Origin of the sequence: Paraburkholderia youngii (assembly GCF_013366925.1) — a bacterium.
In the GTDB taxonomy this organism is placed as follows: domain Bacteria; phylum Pseudomonadota; class Gammaproteobacteria; order Burkholderiales; family Burkholderiaceae; genus Paraburkholderia; species Paraburkholderia youngii.
The window spans coordinates 6371525-6393257 of record NZ_JAALDK010000001.1 but is presented as its reverse complement, the minus strand read 5'-3'; the positions used below and the strand labels follow the sequence as shown (position 1 = coordinate 6393257).

Annotated in this window: 22 protein-coding genes; 13 read left to right on the top strand and 9 right to left on the bottom strand. The window is 65.8% G+C overall.

The genetic code is table 11. The features are described from left to right. Window positions 1-17 precede the first annotated feature (17 nt). The gene (locus tag G5S42_RS29140; RefSeq protein ID WP_176109897.1) at window positions 18-431 is read right to left on the bottom strand and encodes a type II secretion system protein N; all 414 of its coding nucleotides are present in this window, start codon (window positions 429-431) and stop codon (window positions 18-20) included. Window positions 432-567: 136 nt separating this feature from the next. Between G5S42_RS29140 and gspG the strand changes: the two genes are divergently transcribed. From gspG to G5S42_RS29100, 8 genes are all read left to right on the top strand, one after another. Next, window positions 568-1032 (top strand): type II secretion system major pseudopilin GspG, encoded by a 465-nt coding sequence (gene gspG, locus G5S42_RS29135; RefSeq protein ID WP_176109896.1) that lies wholly within the window; start codon window positions 568-570, stop codon window positions 1030-1032. Between the two features lie 177 nt (window positions 1033-1209). Further along, window positions 1210-1749, top strand: a complete 540-nt coding sequence (locus tag G5S42_RS29130; protein WP_176109895.1) for a GspH/FimT family pseudopilin — start codon at window positions 1210-1212, stop codon at window positions 1747-1749. 7 nt (window positions 1750-1756) lie between these two features. Then, window positions 1757-2194, top strand: coding sequence for a type II secretion system minor pseudopilin GspI (gene gspI, locus G5S42_RS29125; protein ID WP_376776967.1), 438 nt, complete (start codon window positions 1757-1759; stop codon window positions 2192-2194). Further along, the gene (locus G5S42_RS29120; RefSeq protein WP_176109893.1) at window positions 2172-2846 is read left to right on the top strand and encodes a PulJ/GspJ family protein; all 675 of its coding nucleotides are present in this window, start codon (window positions 2172-2174) and stop codon (window positions 2844-2846) included. Before gspI ends, G5S42_RS29120 begins: the two co-directional genes overlap by 23 nt. Window position 2847: 1 nt before the next feature. After that, complete coding sequence (gene gspK / locus G5S42_RS29115; RefSeq protein WP_176109892.1) at window positions 2848-3957, top strand: type II secretion system minor pseudopilin GspK; 1110 nt, start codon at window positions 2848-2850, stop codon at window positions 3955-3957. Between the two features lie 28 nt (window positions 3958-3985). Next, window positions 3986-5395 carry a type II secretion system protein GspL gene (gspL, locus tag G5S42_RS29110; RefSeq protein ID WP_176109891.1) on the top strand — a complete coding sequence of 470 codons (1410 nt, stop codon included), beginning with the start codon at window positions 3986-3988 and terminating at the stop codon, window positions 5393-5395. Then, window positions 5392-5895, top strand: coding sequence for a type II secretion system protein M (locus G5S42_RS29105; RefSeq protein ID WP_176109890.1), 504 nt, complete (start codon window positions 5392-5394; stop codon window positions 5893-5895). Before gspL ends, G5S42_RS29105 begins: the two co-directional genes overlap by 4 nt. 28 nt (window positions 5896-5923) lie before the next feature. Further along, on the top strand, window positions 5924-6703 hold the full coding sequence (locus G5S42_RS29100; RefSeq protein WP_176109889.1) for a type II secretion system protein N: 780 nt from the start codon (window positions 5924-5926) through the stop codon (window positions 6701-6703). Between the two features lie 106 nt (window positions 6704-6809). On the opposite strand, the gene G5S42_RS29095 is transcribed toward G5S42_RS29100, so the two are convergent. After that, entirely contained in the window at window positions 6810-8411 is a 1602-nt protein-coding gene (locus G5S42_RS29095; protein ID WP_176109888.1) for an efflux transporter outer membrane subunit, read from the bottom strand. Between the two features lie 255 nt (window positions 8412-8666). Continuing rightward, entirely contained in the window at window positions 8667-9071 is a 405-nt protein-coding gene (locus tag G5S42_RS29090) for a hypothetical protein (protein WP_176109887.1), read from the bottom strand. A 257-nt stretch (window positions 9072-9328) separates the two neighbouring features. Here G5S42_RS29090 and G5S42_RS29085 point away from each other — a divergent pair, with 257 nt between their 5' ends. Together G5S42_RS29085 and G5S42_RS29080 are read left to right on the top strand one after the other, a co-directional pair. Continuing rightward, the gene (locus G5S42_RS29085) at window positions 9329-9835 is read left to right on the top strand and encodes a MarR family winged helix-turn-helix transcriptional regulator (protein WP_176109886.1); all 507 of its coding nucleotides are present in this window, start codon (window positions 9329-9331) and stop codon (window positions 9833-9835) included. Window positions 9836-10047: 212 nt separating this feature from the next. Continuing rightward, a complete protein-coding gene (locus G5S42_RS29080) occupies window positions 10048-11610 on the top strand; it encodes a DHA2 family efflux MFS transporter permease subunit (RefSeq protein WP_176109885.1) in 1563 nt (520 codons plus the stop codon). Window positions 11611-11661: 51 nt separating this feature from the next. On the opposite strand, the gene G5S42_RS29075 is transcribed toward G5S42_RS29080, so the two are convergent. From G5S42_RS29075 to ada, 4 genes are all read right to left on the bottom strand, one after another. Next, window positions 11662-12177, bottom strand: a complete 516-nt coding sequence (locus G5S42_RS29075) for a hypothetical protein (protein WP_176109884.1) — start codon at window positions 12175-12177, stop codon at window positions 11662-11664. 221 nt (window positions 12178-12398) lie between these two features. After that, a complete protein-coding gene (gene gshA, locus G5S42_RS29070) occupies window positions 12399-14015 on the bottom strand; it encodes a glutamate--cysteine ligase (protein ID WP_176109883.1) in 1617 nt (538 codons plus the stop codon). Between the two features lie 218 nt (window positions 14016-14233). Beyond that, the gene (locus G5S42_RS29065) at window positions 14234-15154 is read right to left on the bottom strand and encodes a DNA-3-methyladenine glycosylase family protein (protein WP_176109882.1); all 921 of its coding nucleotides are present in this window, start codon (window positions 15152-15154) and stop codon (window positions 14234-14236) included. Next, window positions 15151-16311: a bifunctional DNA-binding transcriptional regulator/O6-methylguanine-DNA methyltransferase Ada gene (gene ada, locus G5S42_RS29060; protein WP_176110666.1), complete on the bottom strand. Its 1161-nt coding sequence runs from the start codon at window positions 16309-16311 to the stop codon at window positions 15151-15153. The genes G5S42_RS29065 and ada overlap by 4 nt, the downstream gene beginning before the upstream one ends. Before the next feature lie 437 nt (window positions 16312-16748). On the opposite strand from ada, the gene G5S42_RS29055 reads away from it, so the two are divergent. Beyond that, window positions 16749-17174 carry a VOC family protein gene (locus tag G5S42_RS29055; protein WP_176109881.1) on the top strand — a complete coding sequence of 142 codons (426 nt, stop codon included), beginning with the start codon at window positions 16749-16751 and terminating at the stop codon, window positions 17172-17174. A gap of 44 nt (window positions 17175-17218) precedes the next feature. Here the strand turns inward: G5S42_RS29055 and G5S42_RS29050 are convergent, their stop codons facing one another. Then, window positions 17219-17773, bottom strand: coding sequence for a YaeQ family protein (locus G5S42_RS29050; protein ID WP_176110665.1), 555 nt, complete (start codon window positions 17771-17773; stop codon window positions 17219-17221). A 142-nt stretch (window positions 17774-17915) separates the two neighbouring features. Next, window positions 17916-18893: a LysR family transcriptional regulator gene (locus G5S42_RS29045; protein ID WP_176109880.1), complete on the bottom strand. Its 978-nt coding sequence runs from the start codon at window positions 18891-18893 to the stop codon at window positions 17916-17918. Window positions 18894-19064: 171 nt separating this feature from the next. On the opposite strand from G5S42_RS29045, the gene G5S42_RS29040 reads away from it, so the two are divergent. Further along, window positions 19065-20513, top strand: coding sequence for an aldehyde dehydrogenase family protein (locus G5S42_RS29040; RefSeq protein WP_176109879.1), 1449 nt, complete (start codon window positions 19065-19067; stop codon window positions 20511-20513). 178 nt (window positions 20514-20691) lie between these two features. Beyond that, window positions 20692-21696: an arabinose ABC transporter substrate-binding protein gene (locus G5S42_RS29035; RefSeq protein WP_176109878.1), complete on the top strand. Its 1005-nt coding sequence runs from the start codon at window positions 20692-20694 to the stop codon at window positions 21694-21696. Window positions 21697-21733: the final 37 nt, after the last annotated feature.

The following is a 21733-nucleotide window of genomic DNA, read 5'->3' as shown; positions in this document are numbered from 1 at the left end:
CGCAACCGCTTCAAGTTTCAGCGCACGTAAATGGTGGGACCGCTGGAATTGGCGGGCAGGAAGATTTCCGAGTGGGCGCCGTTGCGGTCGATGATGATCGAGCGGGCGCGAACTTCGGAGAGCCTGGTGCCTTGCATCAGCGTGCTGCCGAGCGACACCGCGTGCGGCGGCTCGCCACCGACGCTGACGATCGCCGCGGCGCCTTCGCTCAACGCGAGGATGCCGAACAGATGGATGTCCTGATTGACGTTGCGCGCGAGCTGTCCGCCGAACAGCGTCGCGGCCTGGTCGGTCGAGACCTGCGCGTGTGCGGCGGCAGCCGGTAGCGGCGCGCCGGACATCGTGGTGAGCGTGATGACCCAGTAGGTGAGCGTCGCGCAGAAAGCGGCGAACAGCGCGAGCGACAGGAGGCGGATTTGGATGGCGTTCATGCGCACATTGTACGGACTATTGTGAATATTGCGGTGGGTTGAAAGCCTTCAACTGCATGACATTAAAATGACCGGCCCGGCGTGTTCAATTTGACAACCCGAGCCGAAAATTTCACCTGAAAAGAGGTAGCAAGCTATGCAACTGTCGACCATTCGCCGCGCTGACAACGCGGGTTCACGCGGCCGTCGTCAACGCGGTTTCACGCTGATCGAAATCATGGTCGTGATCGCGATTCTCGGCATTCTAGCCGCGCTCATCGTGCCGAAGATCATGAGCCGTCCGGACGAAGCGCGGCGCGTCGCCGCGAAGCAGGATATCGGCACCGTGATGCAGGCGTTGAAGCTCTATCGCCTCGACAACGGCCGCTATCCGACCCAGGAGCAAGGCCTGCACGCGCTGATCGAAAAACCGTCCACCGACCCGGTGCCGAACAACTGGAAGGACGGCGGCTATCTCGAGCGTCTGCCGAACGATCCGTGGGGCAATGCGTATCAGTATCTGAATCCGGGCGTGCACGGTGAGATCGATGTGTTCAGCTACGGTGCCGATGGCAAGCCGGGCGGCGAAGGCAACGATGCCGACGTCGGGTCCTGGCAATAAGCACGCTGAACAGAGCATCCCGCCAGGCTCGATGATGTTCACGCACGCGCCCTCGTTGCCACTGGGTTGGCCGCTGGTTTCACCGGGCGCCCTGCCCGCCGCGCCGCAATTTGCGTGGCGCGACGAAGCGTGCGTGCTTCACCGATGCATTGCTGTTTGAATATTCGTTGATCGTCGATGGCCGGCACTATGCGCACGTCCGCTTGCAAGTCCCGTCTGGACACTCCGTGTACGGCTTCACGGCCGCGCTCCCGGCAACCCCGCGGCCGCGCGGCTGGCTTCACGCTGCTCGAAATGATGGTCGTGCTCGTGATCGCGGGTCTGCTCGTGTCGCTGACCGCGCTGACGATGACCCGCAATCCGCGCACCGATCTGAACGAAGAAGCGCAGCGTCTCGCGCTGCTGTTCGAATCGGCTGGCGACGAAGCGCAGGTGCGCGCGCGGCCGATCGCGTGGCAGCCGTTCGAAGGCGGCTTCCGTTTCGATCAGCGCACCCAGGACGGCTGGCGTCCGTTGCGTGACGATCTGCTCGGGCCGCGTAAGTGGGAAGGCGGCGTGACCAGTGTCGCGATCAGTTTCCCGGGTTCGGATTCGCACGCCGATCGCATCGTGTTCGGTACCGAGGCGATCGACCTGCCGGTGCAGGTCACGCTGTTTTCGGCGGCCGGACAGGCGACGATCGTCAGTACCGGCAATGGCCGCTACGAGGTGCGCTGACATGCGGATGCGACGTTATGGCAGGGCCACCCATGCCTCTTCTCCTTGCAACACGCGCGCTATAGCGTGCCGCAACCAGCGCGGCTTCACGATGATCGAGGTGCTGGTCGCGCTCGCCATCATCGCGGTGGCGCTTGCCGCGTCGCTGCGCGCGGTCGGCAGTCTGGCGAGCGGCGAAGCGGATCTGCACCGGCGTCTGCTCGCCGGCTGGAGCGCGGACAACGCGCTCGCGGACCTGCATCTGAAGCATGCATGGCCGAACATCGGCTCGACGAGCTTCGATTGCTCGCAAGGCAATCTGCAACTGCGCTGTACCGAGCATGTGACGGCGACGCCGAATCCGGTGTTTCGCCGTGTCGAAGTGATGGTGACGATGCCCGGCCAGTCCGGCAATCTCGCCCAGATGGTCACGGTGGTCGCGAATGAAATCAACCGCTCGCTGTGAGCGCCGCCGCCGTTACGGCGCGCGCGGCTTCACGCTGATCGAACTGCTGGTCGCGATCGCGATCCTCGCGGTGATCGCCGTGCTGTCGTGGCGCGGGCTCGATCAGATCATCCGAGCCCGCTCGACGATCACGAACGCGATGGAAGACGAGCGGGTGTTCGCCCAGCTGTTCGACCAGATGCGCATCGACGCGCGCCAGGCAGCCAGCGATGACGAAGCCAGCCAGGCCGCGGTCTCGGTCTCCGGCAACACGCTGCAGATCGTGCGGCACATGGTGCTGCCGGGCACCGCGCCGCGTCTGCAGGTGGTGCGCTATCAGATCTCGAACGGCCGCGTGGTGCGCTATGCGTCGCCGCCGATCGGTAACGTCGGCGACTTGCGGCGCGCGTTGCACGGCAGCGACGAAGATTGGACCGCGGTGCCGCTGATGGGCGGCGTCGGCTCGATCTCGGCGCGCATGTATGTGCCGAAGCTCGGTTGGACCATCCAGATGAACGACGTGCAAACCGCGATGAACCAGGCCGTCAACAATCTGAAGGTGCCGCAACTTGGCAACGCGCCGATGCCCCGCTCGGTGACGGGGCTCCAGATCAGCATCGGCGCGACATCGCTCGCAAAGCCGGTCACGCGCGTTTTTCTGGTCGGAGAATGACATGACGTTCTCCTCGTCGTTGCCGAAGAAGTCCCCATCCGCTTCGCGCGCACGTGCACGCGAGCGAGGCGCCGCCATCATCAGCGCGCTGCTCGTCGTCGCGTTGTCGGCGATCCTCGTGTCCGGCATGTTGTGGCGCCAGCAGGTGCAGATCCGCCGCATCGAGAATCAGCGGCTGCTGTCCCAGGCGCAATGGGTCGCGCGCGGCGCGCTCGACTGGACCCGGCTGATCCTGCGCTCCGAAGGCGACACGTCGGCGGGCATCACGTATCTGGGCGGCTTGTGGGGCGTGCCGATCGCGAAAACGCGGCTGTCGGATTTTCTCGGCCAGATCGGCGAGGTGCGCGCTGAGCAAGGCGCGGCCACGTATCTGTCGGGCTCGATCGAGGACGCGCAGTCCAGATTCAATCTGCGCAATCTGGTCGCGAGTCCGGCGCCCGGCGTGACGCAAATCAGCGCCGAGCAGACGGCCGCGTATCAGCGCCTGCTGGTGTCGCTCGGCCTGAGCGGGCAGCTGGCCAAAGTGACCGCGCTGCACGTGCGCGCGGGGCTGTCGCAATCGGCGACGCGCTTTCAGACCGGCACGTCGATCAGCAGCTCGCCGCAGGTCGGCGGCGGCGGGATGACGGGCGGCAACTTCACGAACCAGCCCGGCATCGAGGACGGCGAGGACAACGTGGCGGTCGCGCCGCTCTTGATGACGGGCGTCGATTCGCTGCTCGACATTCCGGGCTACACACCGGAGATCGTCGCAAAGCTGCGGCCGTTCGTCACCGTGCTGCCGACCGTCACCGCGATCAACATGAACACCGCGTCGGCCGAAGTGATCGCGGCGGTGGTGCCGGGCATGACCGTGTCGCAGGCGCAGGCCTTGGTCGCGCGGCGCCAGACCGTGTTTTTCCGCAACGCCGGCGACGTGCAGCTCGCGCTGACCGCCGCCGGCGTGCAATCGGCGTCGATCGATCCGAATCAGTTCGACGTCAATTCGAGCTACTTTTTAGTCCACGGCAGTGTGCAGCACGAGCGCGCCGAAGTGGATCGCACGACACTCGTCTATCGCGATCCGCTGACTCACACTACGCGTATCGTGCGGGTACAAGACCAACTATGAATAACGCAATCCACAGAGAGAGTGGCCTTTGAGCACGCTGATCGTCCTATTGCCGCCGCGTGATCCGGCGGTGCCCTCGCAGGAGTGGCAACTGCCCGAGCTGCCGTTCGTGCTGCTCGACAAGGCCGAGCGCACGCAGCGCGCCGGGCGCTCGGCGCTCGCGCTGCTGCCGCGCGCGAACACGACGGTGCTGATGGTCGCCGCGCGCGACCTGCTGCTGATGCCCGCGACGCTGCCGCCGCTGCGCGGCCCGAAGCTGCGCCAGGCGCTGCCCAATATCGTCGAGGATCAACTGATCCAGGACCCGCAGACCTGTCATATCGCGGTCGATCCGCAGGGGCTTGGGGAAGGCCGGCACCTGCTCGCGATCATCGATCGCGGCTGGTTCCGTTTCATCTGCGAGGCGTTCACGGCGGCCGGTCATCGCAGCCTGCGCGCGGTGCCGGTCACGCGTTGCCTGCCGCCGGCGCCGGTGACCGAAGTCGCCGGGAACGTCGACGAAACCGCCGAGGTGCGCGAGCCGGTGATGGCTGGCGCGGCGAGCGTCGCGACGTCGCCGCCGGGCGTCGCGCCGGTGGTCGCGCCCGAAGCGCCGTCCATCGTGCCGATGGTGGCCGCGGTGCTCGGTGCGGTCGTGCAGACCGCGCCCGCGCTGCTGGTCGAAGGCGCGGTCGACAGCGGCGTGCCGCGCGTCGAACTGGCGATTGCGCGCGGCGTGCAGGGCGAGGGTCTCGCGGCCCCGGCCAATGCGGTGAACGCGACGCTCTCCGCACTGGCGGGAGCGGCGCCGGTGTCGCTGTACATGCTGACCGAAGTGCCGGGTAACGAGCCCAACCAACCCACGACGAGTCCCGCGCGGCTCGCCTCGCATATCCACGGCGCGAGTCCGCTGCCGTTCGAGCAGCTCGCTCGGCGCGCGCTCGAATGCCGCTTCGACCTGTGCCAGTTCGAATTCGCGTCGCAGCCGTGGCGCCTCGATCGCGCGACGCTGCGGCGTCTGCGTTTGCCGATCGTGCTCGCGGTCGCCGCGCTCGTCGTCGCGATCATCGGCGCGAACGTGCAGTGGCTGATGCTCGCGCGTCAGCGCGACGCGATCAACACGCAGATGACGGAGCTGCTGCTCAACACGTTCCCGAAGACGACCGTCGTGCTCGACGCGCCTGATCAGATGGCGCGTCAGTTGCAACAGCTGCGCGTCGCGGCGGGCGAGCTGTCGCCGGAGGATTTCCTGTCGCTCGCCGACGGCCTCGCACGCTCGTTGTCGCCGCTGCCGGTCAACGGCATCGCCGCGCTCGACTATCACGAGCACCGCCTCGACGTGACCTTCAAACCCGCGATCAAGGTCGACCCCGACTTCGCCAAGCGCCTCGCGCGCAACGGCCTGACCGGCGCGATCGACAGCAGCACCGGCAAGTGGACCATCAGGAACGGACAATGAAAGCTGAACTCGCTCAAACATGGGCTGGCTTCTGGGACCAGCGCACCGATCGCGAGAAGGCGCTGCTGACGTGGGGCGGCGCCGCGCTCGCGGTGGCGATCGCATGGTCGGTGCTATGGGCGCCCGCGCAGGAAGGCCGCGCGCATTTGCGTCAATCGCTGCCCAGCCTGCAGCGGCAGCTCGCGCAGATGACCGCGCAGGCGAACGAGGCGCGTTCGCTGTCGGCGGCCGCGCAAGGTGTCGCGCCGACCGGCGCGGCGCTGAAGGACGCGCTCTCCGCATCGCTCAGCGAGCACGGCCTCGCCGCGACGCAGGTGCAGTTCGTCGGCAACGCGGTGCAGGTGCAGATGAAAAACGTCGCGTTTCCGGCCTGGACCGCGTGGGTCGATGACGTGCGAAAGCAGTTCAAGGTGCAGGTCTCCGAGGCGCATATCACCGCGTTGAAAGACGACGGCCAGGTGGATCTGACGGTCGCGCTGCAACCGTCGAGCGCGAAATAACGACGCGCCGCTCGCTACAGGATCTCGCATGAATTACTGGATGTGGCGCCTGCGTAGGGCGCTGCCGTGGCTGGTGGTCGCCGCTTTGTCGGTGGCGGCCGTGACGCTCGCGCTGCTGCCGGCCGCGTGGATTACGCCGCAGTTCGCTCGCCAAACGCACGGGCACGTCAATCTTGTCGACGCCGAGGGCTCGCTGTGGCACGGCTCGGCGACGCTGATGCTGGCCGCCGGCTCCGATATGAGCGCGGCGACGCTGCTGCCTGGGCGGATCGAGTGGCGCACCGCGTTCTGGCCGCTTTTCACCGGACGCGTGCGCATGGTCATGCGCCATAGCGAGGCAATGCCCGACCCGATCACGGTCGATGCGACGCCGCGCGGCGCAACCGTCACGCCGGGCGTGCTCGCGGTGCCGGCGTCGCTGCTCGCGGGGCTTGGCGCGCCATTCAACACGCTCGATCTGCAGGGCAATGTGCAGTTGTCGTGGACCGACTGGCGCAGCTTCAACGGCGAAGCGTTCGGCCAGCTGACGATGACGCTCGACGACGTCAGCTCGCGTGTGTCGCTCGTGAAGCCGCTCGGGTCGTACCGGGTCAGGTTTCAGGCGCAGGGCAAGTCGTCGGCGCTCGATCTGAGTACGATCAAAGGACCGTTGACGCTGACCGGCAGCGGCACGATGTCCGCCACATCGACGTCGTTTCGTGGCACGGCGAGCGCCGCGCCGGAACAGCACGATAACCTCGCCGGCCTGCTGAATCTGCTTGGCCGGCCGAGCGGGCCGGATACGGTGGCGCTGACGTTCATGCACTGAGGTGCGCTTCGCGCGCGTAGCGCGATGAAAAAAGAGGCATGGCCGCGAATCGCGGTCATGCCTCTTCTACATTGCGATTCTGCTGCGCGGCGGGCGCAGCGGGCAATTATTTGCTTTGCACCCGCGCTTGCGGCGCGTTGCCCTGTGCGATGGACGCCGCGCCGACTGCCGCTGCCGCTGCCGCAGCCGCCGGAGCCGATGCCGGCAGAGGCGCGGGCGCCGCGACATCGCCGGTCTCGCGATTCATCTGCGACGCATCCCAGCCGCCGCCGAGCGCCTTCACGAGCCCCACCGACGACACCATCCGCTGCCCGGCGATATTCTCGAGCTTCTGTTCGGCCGTGAACGCCGTGGTCTGCGCGGTCAGCACGTTGACGAAGCCGACCGTACCCGCCTTGTACTCGTTCGTCACGATGGCGAGCGCCTGGCGCGCCGAGTCAACCGCCTGCCGTTGCACGACGATTTCCTGCTCGAGGATGCGCAGCGACGCAAGGTTGTCCTCGACGTCCTGGAACGCGGCGAGCACCGTTTGCCGATAGGTCGCGACATCCGCGTCATAGGTGGCGCGCGCGGCCTCGGTTTGGGACTTGCGCAGGCCGGCGTCGAAGATCGTCCCGGCCAGTTGCGGGCCGAGCGTCCAGAAGCGCGACGGCAACGTCAACAATTGCGAGAACACCGAGTTCTCGAAGCCTCCGGTCGCCGACAGCGTGAGCGACGGGAAGAACGCGGCGATCGCCACGCCGATCTGCTCGTTGGCTGCCGCGGCCTTGCGTTCCGCCGATGCGATATCCGGCCTGCGTTCGAGCAGCGCGGACGGCATCTGCGCGGGCACGGCGGGCGGCGTGGCGGTGAGCGGCATCGGCGGCAGCGAGAACATCGACGCGGGCACGCCGATCAGCACCGCGATCGCGTGCTCGTCCTGCGCGCGCTGGATGCCGTTCTCAATTGCGGCGGCCTGCGCCGATTGCAGCTGCGTTTGCGCCTGGATCACGTCCGAGCGCGCGGCGACGCCGGCCGCGTACTGATTCTGCGTGAGCTGCAGTGAGCGCTGATAGGCGAGAACGGTGTCGTCGAGCAGCTTCTGCGTGGAGTCGAGCGCGCGCAGCAGGAAGTAGGTCTGCGCGAGCGTTGCCTGAGCGGACAGGCGCGCGTTTGCGAGTTCGGCGGCCGCGCCCTGCTGGCCGGCTTTCTGTGCGTTGACCGAGCGCGTGACCGAGCCCCACAGGTCCGGCTCCCAGCTCGCCGTCATCTGGACGTTGAAGCTGTTATTGATGCCTTCGCGACTCGTCGCCGTCGTCGCATTGCCGCCGGTTTGCGAGCCGTTGCCCGAGCGGGTCGCGCCCGCCGACGCACCGATGGTCGGGAAGTACGCGGCCCGCGCTTCGCCGACGAGCGCGCGCGCCTGCCGGTAGTTCGCGGCGAATTGCGCGATGGTCTGGTTCGCTGCGTTGAGCTTGTCTTCGAGTTCGTTGAGCTTCGGGTCTTCGTAGATCGCCCACCAGTCGCCGCGGTCGTGTTGATCGGCGGGCTCGGCAACCTTCCAGCCGGGCGCGGCCTCCTTGAACGACGCGGGGATCTCGGTGGCCGGCCGCTGATAGTCCGGGCCGACCGCGCAGGCGGCGACGAGTGCCGCGCAGGCCGCGCTGACGGCAACGGATAGGACGCGCGGTGCAAATGCCCGCGCGCGCGCGATTCGAACAGACTGCATGCAATGAATTCCTTCTGGACGCCGCGGTATGGCTGGGAAGGGCGCCAGCGACCGGGCGAGATCGTGGTCTGCCGGAATGTTAGCGTATGGGCCCGCGCGAGCGCGGGAAACCGAAAGCTGAAAGGTTAATGCGAGGCGGTGCGCAGGTGTGTTACTTGCGGTGACGCGATGGTTACGCGTTGTTACCGGTGGAGCGAGGGGCAGCGGGTTTGCGGTGTTTGAATGGCGAGAAAAGCGCGGCGAATCGGTACCCCTTCAGAGCCTCGTTTTCGTGGATTGGGTCTGCTGGCGTTGACGCTGACGCTGACACGCGAGCTTGCCAGCCGAGGCCCGGCACGACGCACCACCGGATGCGATGCAAGCGTTGCCGCTGTTGGCTGTCGCGGCGGCGACGTTTTCCGTCTCAATCGCGAAGCTTTCCTTCGGCAATACGATTTCGCTGGATTCCACGATTGCGGTGTTGCCCTTCTTCGCCCGCTTCGTTTCCCGTCGATGCTCGGCCCAAGCGAGCAGCGCGACGCCCACGGACCCGCCCGGCAGCACGAGCAATCCCGCGAAAAGCGCGAGCTTCCACCAGCGGTGCCGGCCCTGGAAGCTATGGAGTGCGGAATCGGTCAGTGAGCGGCTGAGGCCGCCAAGCGTGTTTTTGAGGTACAGCATAGGGGAAATCCTTTGGCGCGCGTCGCGAGGCGGGCGGCGTGCGGTCGATCGGTCAGAACATGGTCTCGAATAGCGCAGGACGCGCGAAACTCATTGCTTGTCATAATATTGACCATGCAATCAAATTTCAAGATACTGTGCGGCGCAAATGATTCGACTGTTGTTTTTAGGCTGGCTCGTTGCGCACCGCAAAATGTGATTTGACTTGTCTGCTTAGGCAGCTAAACTTCGTCTTGCCTGGATGTTTCGGATACCCCATGGTTGATGGCCCCTACAAAGCGGACGAAGTCGAGCTCACGAGCAGTCTTGGCTACTACCTGACGAAAGCGCGCAATGTGCTGGTCGAGCGCACGGACCGTGCGGTCAAGCCGCTCGGACTCACCGCGCAGCAGATCGGCGTGATTCTGATGCTGTCGTCGCGCCGCGCGAGCACGCCTTTCGAGCTGTCGCGCGCGATGTCGTACGACAGCGGCTCGATGACGCGACTGCTCGATCGCCTGGAAAAGAAAGGCTTCGTCGTGCGCACGCGCAGCAACGACGACCGACGCATGGTGAAACTGGAGCTGACACCGCAAGGCCATGAGGCCGCGCGGCAACTGCCGAACCTCGGCGCGACCGTGCTGAACGACCAACTGCGCGGCTTTACCGCCGAGGAGCACGCGACGCTGATTCACCTGCTCGCCCGTTTCATCGCAAACGGGCCGGAGGGGGAAGCCGACGTGGGTTGCGGACCGCCGCCACCGCCGGACGAGCCGCAGCGATGAGCCGAAGCGTGCGTCGAGGCGCGATCGTCGTCGGAGGGCGGCGGCGCTTCATCACGAAGTACTAGCAAGACAATCCTAAGGCGCCTTTCCAAGGCGCCATTGTCATCAGATATCTGTCTGGGCAGAGGGTGATCCGGCATGTAAGCATCGGGGCTGGGACGCCCGATAAAGCTGCCACGACAAGCTTTTGCCGCCTGAGGAGAACCAAAATTATGGATGCCACGGCTTCCAACGCCGCGCTGCCCGCCGCCGAACCCGCTCCACTCAAAGGCGGCACGCTCGCGCTGCTGACCGTCGGCCTTGCGCTCGGCACCTTCATGGAGGTGCTCGACACCTCGATTGCGAACGTCGCAGTGCCGACCATTTCCGGCAGCCTCGGCGTCGCGGCCAGTCAGGGCACCTGGGTGATCTCGTCGTACTCGGTCGCCTCGGCGATTGCCGTGCCGCTGACCGGCTGGCTCGCGCGACGCGTCGGCGAAGTTCGGCTCTTCACGCTGTCGGTGCTGCTGTTCACGATCGCGTCGGCGGCCTGCGGTTTCGCGCATAACTTCGAATCGCTGATTGCATTCCGGCTTGCGCAAGGGCTCGTGTCCGGGCCGATGGTGCCGCTGTCGCAGACGATCCTGATGCGCTCCTACCCGCCCGCGAAGCGCGGCCTTGCGCTCGGCTTATGGGCGATGACGGTGATCTGCGCGCCGATCTTCGGCCCGGTGATGGGCGGCTATATCACCGATAACTTCACGTGGCCGTGGATCTTCTACATCAACGTTCCGATCGGCCTGTTCTCGGCGTTCTGCGCGTATCTGCTGCTGCGTGGCCGCGAAACGCAGACGACGCGCCAGCGCATCGACGTGGCGGGCCTCGTGCTGCTCGTGACCGGCGTGTCTTGCCTGCAGATGATGCTCGACCTCGGCAAGGACCGAGACTGGTTCAACTCGACGTTCATCGTCGCGCTCGCCGTGATCGCGCTCGTGTCGATTGCATTCCTGCTCGTGTGGGAGTTGACCGAGGAGGAGCCGATCGTCGACCTGTCGCTGTTCAAGGATCGCAATTTCGCGCTTGGCGTCGTCATCATTTCGTTCGGCTTCATGGCGTTCTTCGGCTCGGTGGTGATCTTTCCGCTATGGCTGCAAACGGTGATGGGCTACACGGCGGGCCTCGCGGGTCTCGCCACGGCACCGGTCGGACTGCTTGCGTTGTTTCTATCGCCGATGATCGGCAAGAACATGCATCGGCTGAATCTGCGCATGGTCGCGAGCTTCGCGTTCATCGTGTTCGCGATCGTGTCGTTCTGGAACTCGACGTTCACACTGGACGTGCCGTTCGGCCACGTGATCCTGCCGCGGCTCGTGCAGGGCATCGGCGTCGCGTGCTTCTTCGTGCCGATGACAACGATCACGCTGTCGAGCGTGCCCGACGAGCGTCTTGCGAGCGCGTCGGGTCTGTCGAACTTTTTCCGCACGTTGTCGGGCGCGATCGGCACTGCGATCAGCACGACGTTCTGGGAAAACGACACGATCTATCACCACGCGATGCTCGCCGATACGGTCAACACGTATTCGGCCAACACGAACGCCTATACGAATGCGCTCGCGGGCGCTGGGCTGTCCGGCGACAGTCTCACCGCGCAGCTGAACCAGGTGGTGACTAGCCAGGCGTACATGATGGCCACCAACGATTTTTTCCGCATCTCGTGCGCGGCGTTTATCGTGCTGGCCTTGCTCGTGTGGATCACCAAGCCACGCAAGGGCAGCGGGCCCTCGTTAGGACACTGAAGCAAACACGCGGCAGCGGCGAATGCATCGCCGCTGCCGCCACAGCTTCAGCTATTGCGACATCGCCTCGCCATTCGGCAGCCTGGTGGTCTTTCCGGGCATCGTCTCCGGATGCGTCGCATCGGGCGCGTTCTGCGATTGCGTCGCACTGCCTTGCGGCGCGCTGGCGGCTGTGCCCGTGGTGCCCCTCACATACTGCTTGAAATCAGCACCGGCTTCCCACGGATTCGGCTTGCAGCCGAGCGAGCTGTCGCAGTGCGCGGAAAAGCCGATCGTAACGGTGCCATCGGGTTCCGAGGCGCGCGTGATCTGAAACGCGAGAGCCCGCTTGCCACCGTCGGGGCCGGCGGTCTGGATTAGCGAGTCGTTAGCGGTCTCGATCTTGTACTTCGAATGACTCGCGACCCACGATTGCGCCCGTTGCCACCAGAGGTCGCATTCGGCCTTGTTCGAACACGTCAACGGCTTGGTCGCGATCTGCATGACGTCCGGATTGACCTGACCCTGCGTTGAGCATCCCGCAGTCGCTACGAGACACAGTGCGGCCAACAGAGCTTTGTTCTTCACGTCGGTACCTCCGCTGCGAAGCCTGTCATAACATTTTGGACCACCCCATCCAGGCGGTGTTTCACCCAGATCAGAGAATCGCGACGGCGCGTGGAGAATTTGCCGATTGCGCGCGCTCGCAGAGAGCAATCCGTAGAGCTTACTTGCGGTTTCGCACGGACAAAGAAAAAGCGGCCACGTGGGCCGCTTGATTACTTCTCGAGTTGTTGTGGTCCGAGCGCTCAGACACTGAAGCGATTGAGCGTATAGGCCCGATACGCGGCGACGAACGCGTCGAACGAACCAACCTCCTCGCGTTCGAGCTTCGCCTGTTCGTCGAGCGATTGCACCGCGAGGTCCGCAAACGCCTTGGACTGCTCGGCATCGAGCGGACGCGCGCGGAAGTACGCGGCGTGCGCTTCGCTTTGCGCGAGGCCGAACGCGAGAAAGCTCTGCTGCTGGTCACGCATCGTTTGCAGCACGCGCGCCGATGGCGTCAGCGATACGTCCGCGAGCTTCGCGCGTTGCGCGGCGACCGCGCGCGCGTGTTCGTCGCCGCCCCTCAAGCCGTCGAGCAGGGCCGCCGCGGCGTCGATTTTCACGAGCAGTTCGTCGGCCCATTCGGTCATCGCGACCGGCTTGCCGTCGCGAACCAGTTCGAGGCCCGGCTTGCGGCCTTCCATCGTCACGCGGCCGAAGTTCTGATTCGCTTCGGTGTAGGCGGGCGGAGGCAATGGCGCGCTGTCGTCGAGCGCGCATACGAGCAGGTACGCGTCGAGAAAGCGCGATGTTTCGAGCGAAATGCCGCTCGGCTCGAACGGATCGATATCCATGCAACGCACTTCGACGTATTGCACGCCGCGCACGGCGAGCGCATGGAGCGGCCGCTCGCCCGGATAAGTGACGCGCTTCGGACGGATCGTCGAATAGAACTCGTTTTCGATCTGCAGCACGTTGGTGTTGATCTGCACCCACTCGCCGTCGCGTTGCGTACCGATCTGCTCGTAGGCGGGATACGGCTGGCTCACGGCTTTCGCGAGCGCGTCGAGATAGCCGGGCAGCGTGTCGTAGTCGGCGTGCAGCGCGGCCTGCGCGGTCGTGTTCGAATAGCCGAGATCGCTCATGCGCAGGCTCGTCGCGTACGGGCGATACAGCGTGTCGGCGTCGAACGTGTCGAGCGTGTGTTTGCGATCGCGGAGGAATCGACGATCGAGCGCCGGCGACGCGCCGAACAGATACATCAGCAGCCAGTTCGTGCGGCGGAAATTGCGGATCAGCGCGAGGTAGCGGTCGGACTGGAAGTCGACGGCGTTCGCGGTGGATTGCTGATCGGCGTGCAGCAGGCGCCACACTTCTTCGTTCAGCGAATAGTTGTAGTGGATGCCCGCGATGCACTGCATCGTGCGGCCATAGCGCAGCGCGAGGCCGACCCGGTACACGTACTTCAGCTTGCCGATGTTCGACGTGCCGTAGTGCGCGATCGGAATGCCGTCGTCGGTGGCGGGCAACAGCCCCGGCATCGAGTTGTTCCACAGGATCTCGTCGCCGAGCTCCGCGTAGACGAAACGATGCAGCACGTCGAGCTGCGCGAGCGTTTCGGCGGCGTCCTGCTCGGCCGGCGTGATCAGCTCGAGCAGCGCCTCGGAGTAGTCGGTCGTCAGCGACGGATGCGTGAGCGCCGAGCCGAGCGCGCGCGGATGCGGCGTCATCGCGAGCTGGCCGTCGCGCGTTACGCGCAGGCTTTCCCTTTCGATGCCGCGCAGGCCGCGTATCAGCGCATCGCGCTGCGGGCTCGAGTCGAGCACGGACAGGCGGTGCGAAAGCACGTCGGTCGTGCCGGATGGTGTGGTGTTTGGCATTGATGCAGGTCGGGCGTTGCCGGTCGCCGTGTATCGCCAGACGATTCACAGGCGATACAGCGGCTGACAACGTTCGGCGGAATTTTCAGTAGCGGGCACTTTAACATCTCGCCAGAACGGCTGCTTGCGGCCGCTTCGGCGGGGTTTGAGCGCGCATGGCGGGGTCGCACTGAACTGCGGCATCGCCATCAGCGCGTCGTGACGACGCTCAGCTCAACTCACCCGCCGCGCGCCGCGCCCGCCCGATCCGCTACCGCGTTCCACAGATGCATCGCGGCATACGCGCGATACGGTCGCCACGCATCGCTGCGGCTGCGTTGCTGTGCAGGCCGTATCAGCGAAGGATCGCGCGCACAGATCGACTGCATCAGCACGAGATCCGACGCGGGCCATGCATCGGGATCGCGCCATGCGCGCATCGCGACGTATTCGACGGTCCATGGGCCGATGCCCGCGAGCGCGAGCAACGCGGCGCGCAGGCTCGCGGCGTCGACGGTGTCGCTGCTGTCGAGCGGGACGTCGCCGCTCGCGACTGCGCGCGCGAAGCCCTGTAACGCGGCGACGCGTTTGCCGGGCATGCCGATCTGCGCGAGATCGACTTCGGCGAGCGCGGCCGGCGTCGGAAAACGCCACGCGGTGTCCTGGTGCTGATGGCCGTCGATGCGTTGGCCCGCGCGCTGCACGAGCCGTCCGATGATGGTCGTCGCGGCCTTCACGCTGACCTGCTGACCGACGATCGCACGCACCACCAGTTCGAAGCCTGACCATGCGCCCGGCACCCGCAGGCCAGGCACCGCGGCGACGAGCGGCGCGAGCCACGGGTCCGCGGCGAGTCCGGCGGCGATCTTCTTCGGATCGGCGCGCAGATCGAACATCTTCACGATCGGCGCGGCGAGTGCATCGGCATGCCGGCTCGCCGGCCCTTCGATGCTCGCGACGACGCAGCGCTTGCGAGGATGCAGCCGCACGCTGAGTGTGCCGCTGTCGCCGTTCCACTCGATCGCGCGACGATACGCGCCGTCCTCGACGGCTTCGACGCCAGGCGTCGCGCGGCCGCTGAAAAAACGCAGCAGCCGCGGCCAGTCGAACGGTGCCTTGAACGGTAATTCCAGAGTTGCGACGTCGTTAAGCGTACTCAAGCGGCGTGATCCAGGTTGGAGTGGCGGGAATCGGCGTCGGGGCGGCTTGCGCGGCGGCGCGGCGCGTCGCCGGCTGAAGCGCCGCCTGCGTGCTGCGCCTCATTGTCGAGCAACGCGGCCTTGCGCGGCAGCCCCCAGCGATAGCCGGCGAGCGCCCCGCCTTTCTGCACGACGCGATGGCAAGGAATCGCGAGCGCGACCGGATTGGTCGCGCAGGCACTTGCGACGGCGCGTACCGCGCGCGGCGAACCGACCGCCTCGGCGATCTGCGAGTAGCTGCGCGTTTCGCCGTACGGAATGCGTCGCAAAGCATCCCACACGCGCTGCTTGAACGCGGTTGACGCGATGTCGAGCGGCAGGTCGAAGTCCTGGCGCGTGCCGCGCAGGTACGCATCGATCTGCGCGATGAACGGTGCTAGGCGCCCAGCGTCCTCGCGCAGCTCTGCGTTCGAGAACTCGCCGCGCAATTCGTCGATCAACAGCGCGGTGTCGTCGCCGAAACCGATCTTGCAGATGCCCTTATCGGTCGCCGCGACCAGCACGAAGCCGAGCGAGGTCGGCGCGCTCGCATAGCGCACCGTGAGCCCGGCGCCCTTGCGCCGGTAAGCGGAGGGCGCCATGCCGAGCTCGGCCGGCGCGCTGTCGTACATGCGCGAAGGCGAGCCGAAACCGGCGTCGAGTGTCGCTCGCGTGACATCGGCGCCGCCCTGTAGCGCGTCGCGCAGCGCGGCGCCGCGCTGCGCGGCCTGGTACTGACGCGGCGACACGCCGACGACGCGCTTGAACAGGCGCTGCAAATGAAACGGGCTCACGTGCACGGCGTCGCTCAGTTGCGCGAGCGTGAGGCGCTGCTGCGGATCGGCGTCGAGCGCCGCGCAGGCCCTCGCGACGATGTCAAGCTCGCGTGGCAGGCCGCCCGGCTGGCAGCGCTTGCAATCGCGGAAGCCCGCGGCGCGCGCGGCGGCGGCATCGGTGAAGAAGGCGACGTTTTCGCGGCGCGGCTGGCGCGACGCGCACGACGGCCGGCAGAACACGCCGGTCGTCCTGACCGCGTAGAAGAATGCGCCGTCGGCATCGTGGTCGCGGTGGGTGACGGCGTCCCAGCGCTCGTCGTCGGTGAGCCACTGGGTGGCACCGACGTCCGCGGTGGTGCGCATGGGGGTGGAATGGCGAGTGGTGGCGTTCATGATGTCCTGGGGCCCGGATGGGCAGTCAGTGTCGATGCTCATCAATCTAGGCCTGTTCGCTGCACAGTACGCGCCGGTTCTTGCTCTGTCATTCGGACGCGCTTGTCCTCACCCGTAGTGGGGTCAAACCGGACAAATCGCGGTCCGAAACGCCGCGGAACGCCCCGCGGCCGGGCGTTTTGCCTCAAACTGCGACAATTTTGCAAGATATCGGGTTTTCCCTTAAAAAGTTATTGCGTCGCACCAAGCCGATGTGTATATTAGTACTTGTCTCCTCCATGTCTCCTCCTGATATGGATTCAGCCCGCTCCACTTGAGCGGGCTTTTTTTTTGCCCGCCGATCCGCCCCCCGCCCTTTCTCCTACACTTCCTAATCGGTTCTCCGTACTAGCGAAAGGGCGTTCAGCATGAAAATCCACATTCGCGAGATCGACCACGTCGTGATCCGGGCGACGCACGTCGACACCCTCGCGCGCTTTTACTGCGACGTACTCGGTTGCAGCGTTGAAAAGGAGCAGCGCGAACTCGGCCTCACGCAGCTGCGCGCGGGCCGATCGCTGATCGATCTGCTGCAGGTCGGCGCTAAGCTCGATCGCGCGGAAAACGGTGAGGCGGGCACGGGGCGCAACATGGATCACCTGTGTCTGCGCGTCGAGTCGTTCGACGCCGACGCGCTGAAGGCGCATCTGAGCGCGCGTGGCGCGCGGCTCGGCGAACAGGGGGTGCGTTATGGCGCGGACGGGTTTGGACCGTCGCTGTATCTGTTCGACCCGGAGGGCAACATGGTCGAACTGAAGGGGCCGCCGGAGGCGGCGCGAATCACGTCGCTCTGAAAGCGAAAACGAAACTGCGCAAAAACCGGTTCAGACCGGTTCCATCATGCGTCGGCGGGCGCTTTCAGTACGGTCCAGTCGATCTTCACCGCGTCGGCTTCGGCACTGCCGAGCCAGGCTTCGCCGTCCTGCACCGTGCATTGCAGCCGCATCGTGCGCTCGGCGAGTGAGCCGAGCGATACCGCGACGTCCTCGCCGAGCGTCCAGACCGTCACGTTGCGCAGGCGCTCGACCTTGTTGCGCACGCCCTGCCACCAGATTTCCGAGGTCCGCCCGCCATACGCGATCACGATCACGTGACTGGCACGGCCGCTCGCCTTCGCGATGCGGCGCTCGTCGGGCTGGCCGACCTCAATCCAGGTGTCGATCGCGCCGGTCAGATCCTTCGCCCACAGATCCGGCTCGTCGACATCCGACAAACCTTTGCAAAACTCCAGCCGCTCCTGTGCGAACAGCGCGAACGCGGCGACGCGGACCATCATCCGTTCGTCGGTTTCCGAGGGGTGACGGGCGATCGTCAGTGAATGGTCGGCGTAATAGTGCCGGTCCATGTCCGCGATCTGCACTTCAGCCTTGTATATCGTCGATTTGAGAGCCATGCCGTTGCTAAACCAGGCGCTCGCTCCACCGGAGCGCAGCGAAAATGAATCGTCGACGGCGCGTTGCCGTTTCTTGTGTTTGCTGTACATCGTCTGTTCCTCCCGCGCCGTCGGCCGGTGCCTATGACACGGAAGGAAGCATTTACCGGGCCACCACCGGTTCCATGGCGGTGCCGTACACGTCGCGGGCCGCCTCCCGCAGCGCCTCGAGCACGACGGCGGCCGCCGGAGACAACAGATGCGACTGGCGCGTGATGATACCGAATGTGTCCATCCTGCACGGTAAATCGATCGGTACGCGTTTCAATACCCCGTACTGTTGGTACTGACGCGCCACTTCATCGGGCAATACAGCCAACATGTCGCTTTGCAGCAGCAGGCTCGAAATCGCGAGGAAGTTATTCGTATTGACGACGTTCTGCGGCGGATTCAGGCCAATCTGCGAAAACATCAGATCGAAGCGGTGGCGCAGCACGCTGCCAGGCGGATGCAGCACCCACGCCGCGTTGACGATACCGCGCAGCGTCAATCCCGTTTCGTTTTCGAGCGGATGGCCAGGCCGGGCGACCACGCACAGCGGTTCGTCGGCGAGCGGCTCGTAGCGCACGTCGGTCTTGAACTGATTCTGCCGTTCGAGCACGCGGCCGATCATGATGTCGAGGTCGCCTTCGGCGAGCCGCGGCAGCATCACGTCGGAGGTCTCGACCTCTGTCCAGATCTGCAACTGCGGATAACGCTCCTTCACGCTCGCGATCGCGCGCGGCACCATCGTCGCGGCAGCCGCGGCGATCACGCCGATGCGCACCTGACCCGCGAGCCCCGAGCGCAGCGCCGAGATTTCGTCGTGCGCCTGGCTCAGGTTCGACAGCACCATGCGCGCGTGGCGGATCATCACCTCGCCGTACAGCGTCGCGTGCATACCGTGCGGCGTGCGGTCGAACAGGCTCACGCCGAGCATGTCCTCGAGTTCTTTCAACAGGCGCGACGCGGCCGGCTGCGTCATGCCGAGCACGTCAGCCGCGCGGCGCACGTTGCCCTCCTCCTCCATCGCGGCAAGCAGCAGCAACTGGCGCGTCTTCAGGCGCGCGCGCACGAACCAGTTCGAATAGCTACGCGTCATCGCAGGGGTCTCCAGGTTTTTACGGGCGATGTTTGTACGTTCTGCTTTGAAGTTCCCATGATGCCATATCGAAACTGATATCGGAGAAGCCTAAAAAGGGATTGGAAAGTTATTGGGACGACTCATACCATTCGTGGACTTTTGTGAACTTCCGGTGCGCCTTTTCCGCCGATGAACCGCGATCCGCTCGTCCCCCTCGTTAACAGCCCGTTTCGCCATTACATCAATGGCGGATGGGAGACGGGTGCGACCGCGGGCGTGTCGCTCAATCCGTCGGATCTCGACGAACCGGTCGGCGAATACGTGCGGGCCGACGTGCGGCAGACCGACAGCGCAATCGAGGCGGCGCACGCGGCGTTTCGCGACTGGTCGCTCGCCTCCGCGCAGCGCCGCGCCGACGCGCTCGACGCGATCGGCAGCGAAATGCTCGCGCGCCGCGAGGAACTGGCGCGTCTGCTCGCGCGTGAAGTCGGCAAGGTGCTGCCCGAGGCGCTCGCCGAAGCGACGCGCGCGGGGCAACTGTTCAAGCTGTTCGCCGCCGAGGCGCTGCGCGCGTTCGCCGAACCGCTCGCGTCCGCGCGTGCCGGCGTCGAAATCGACGTGACGCGCGAGCCGCTCGGGGTGGTCGGCGTCATCGCGCCGTGGAGCGCGCCGCTCGCGATCGCCGCGGCGAAGATCGGTGCCGCGCTCGCGCATGGCAACTGCGTCGTGTACAAGCCGGCCGAATCGGTGCCGGCCTGCGCGGCGGCGCTCGCGTCGATCGTCAGTCGCGCGGGCTTGCCGGCCGGCGTGTTCAACCTCGTGATGGGCAGCGGCCGCAAAGTCGGTGCGCGAATCGTCGCGCATCCGCTCGTCGCCGCGATCAGCTTCACCGGTTCGTCCGATACCGGCACACGTGTGCTACAGGCCGCCGCGACGCGCCAGGCACGCGTGCAGCTCGAGATGGGCGGCAAGAATCCGTTCGTCGTGCTGGCCGACGCCAATCTCGACGGCGCGGTCGATGCCGCGCTGACCGGCGCCTTCAGCGCGACGGGCCAGCGCAGCACCGCGGCCGCGCGGCTGATCGTCGAGCGCGCGGTGTTCGCGCAGTTCGTCGACGCGTTGCAGGCGAAGCTCGCGAAACTCACCGTCGATCACGCGCTGAAGCACGGCACCGACATCGGCCCGGCGGCGAACGCCGCGCAGCTCGAACGCAATCTCGAATACGTGCGCATCGGCGAACAGGAAGGCGCGCAGTTGCTGCGCGGCGGTCGGCAGCTGCAGCGCGCGACGCGCGGCTATTTTTTCGAGCCGGCGCTGTTTGTCGGCGAACCGGAGCATCGCATCGCGCGCGAAGAGATTTTCGGGCCGCTCGCGGTCGTGCTGCGTGCGGACGATTACGAACACGCGCTGCATCTCGCGAACGACACCACCTACGGATTGTGCGCCGGCATTTGCACGCGCTCGCTCGAACGCGCGCGGCATTTCCGCCGCCACGTGCAGAGCGGTCTCGTCACGATCAACCTGCCGACCACGGCCGTCGAACATCACGGACCCGGCGGCGGGCGCAAGGCGTCGGCCTATGGCGCGAGCGATGCCGCGTTCTGGACCGCCGTGAAAACGGCGTACGTGGCGGGCTAGAACCGATGAGCCGCACCACGGTTTTCGCCGCGCCACTGGCCGTGCGCCCCGCTCCACGAATCGCCCGGCTTGCCGAGCCGAGATCCACCCCGATCCGCGCGTCGGCTGACGCCGCCCGCGTTACCCCGCTGCAACTACCACGACATCAATGCAGCTTTTCAACCTCAGGAGACAGTAGATGACCAGCAAGCTTCGCCGTTTGACTCTGACCGCGATCGCCGCCGCCGCCCTCGCCGCGCCGTTTGCCGCGCAACTGTCCGCGCATGCGGACGAGCCGCTCAAAGTCGGCTTCCTCGTGAAGATGCCGGAACAGGCGTGGTTCATCAACGAACAGAAAGCCGCGACCGCGCTCGGCCAGAAGGACGGATTCTCGGTCGTCAACATCGGTACGCCCGACGGCGAAAAAGTGCTGGCCGCGATCGACAACCTCGGCGCACAAGGCGCGAAGGGCTTCGTGATCTGCGCACCCGACGTGCGTCTCGGACCGGCGATCCAGGCACGCGCGAAGCGCTACAACATGAAGTTCGTGACGGTCGACGACCAGCTGGTCGATTCGACCGGCAAGCCGCTTGCCAACGTGCCGCACCTCGGCATGTCCGCGTTCAAGATCGGCAATCAGGTCGGCACGGCGATCTCCGAGGAAATGAAGCGCCGCGGCTGGAAGCCCGAGGAAGTCGGCGCGCTGCGCATCACCGACTACGAACTGCCGACCGCGAAGCTGCGCACCGACGGCGCGACGCAGTCGCTGCTCGCCGGCGGCTTCAAGAAGGAAAACATCTTCGACGCTCCGCAGAAAACCACCGACGACGAAGGCGGCTTCAACGCGGTGTCGCCGGTGCTCGCGCAGCATCCGAACATCAAGAAGTGGGTGATCTTCGCGCTCAACGAGGAAAGCGTGCTCGGCGGCGTACGCGCGACAGAACAGCTGCACATTCCGGGCACGGACGTGATCGGCGTCGGCATCAACGGCGCGGGCGAGGCGTTCGCCGAGTTCCAGAAGAAGGAACCGACGGGCTTCTACGGCACGATCGCGGTCAGCTCGACGAACCACGGCAAGGAGAGCACCGAAAACCTCGTCGAATGGATCAAGGACGGCAAGCAGCCGCCCGCCGATACGCAGACCACCGGCAAGCTGATGGTCCGTAGCAACTGGCAGGACGTGCGCAAGGAACTGGGTATTTAAGCGAAGTTCTCGCAGCAGACGGCGGGCCGCATCGCGC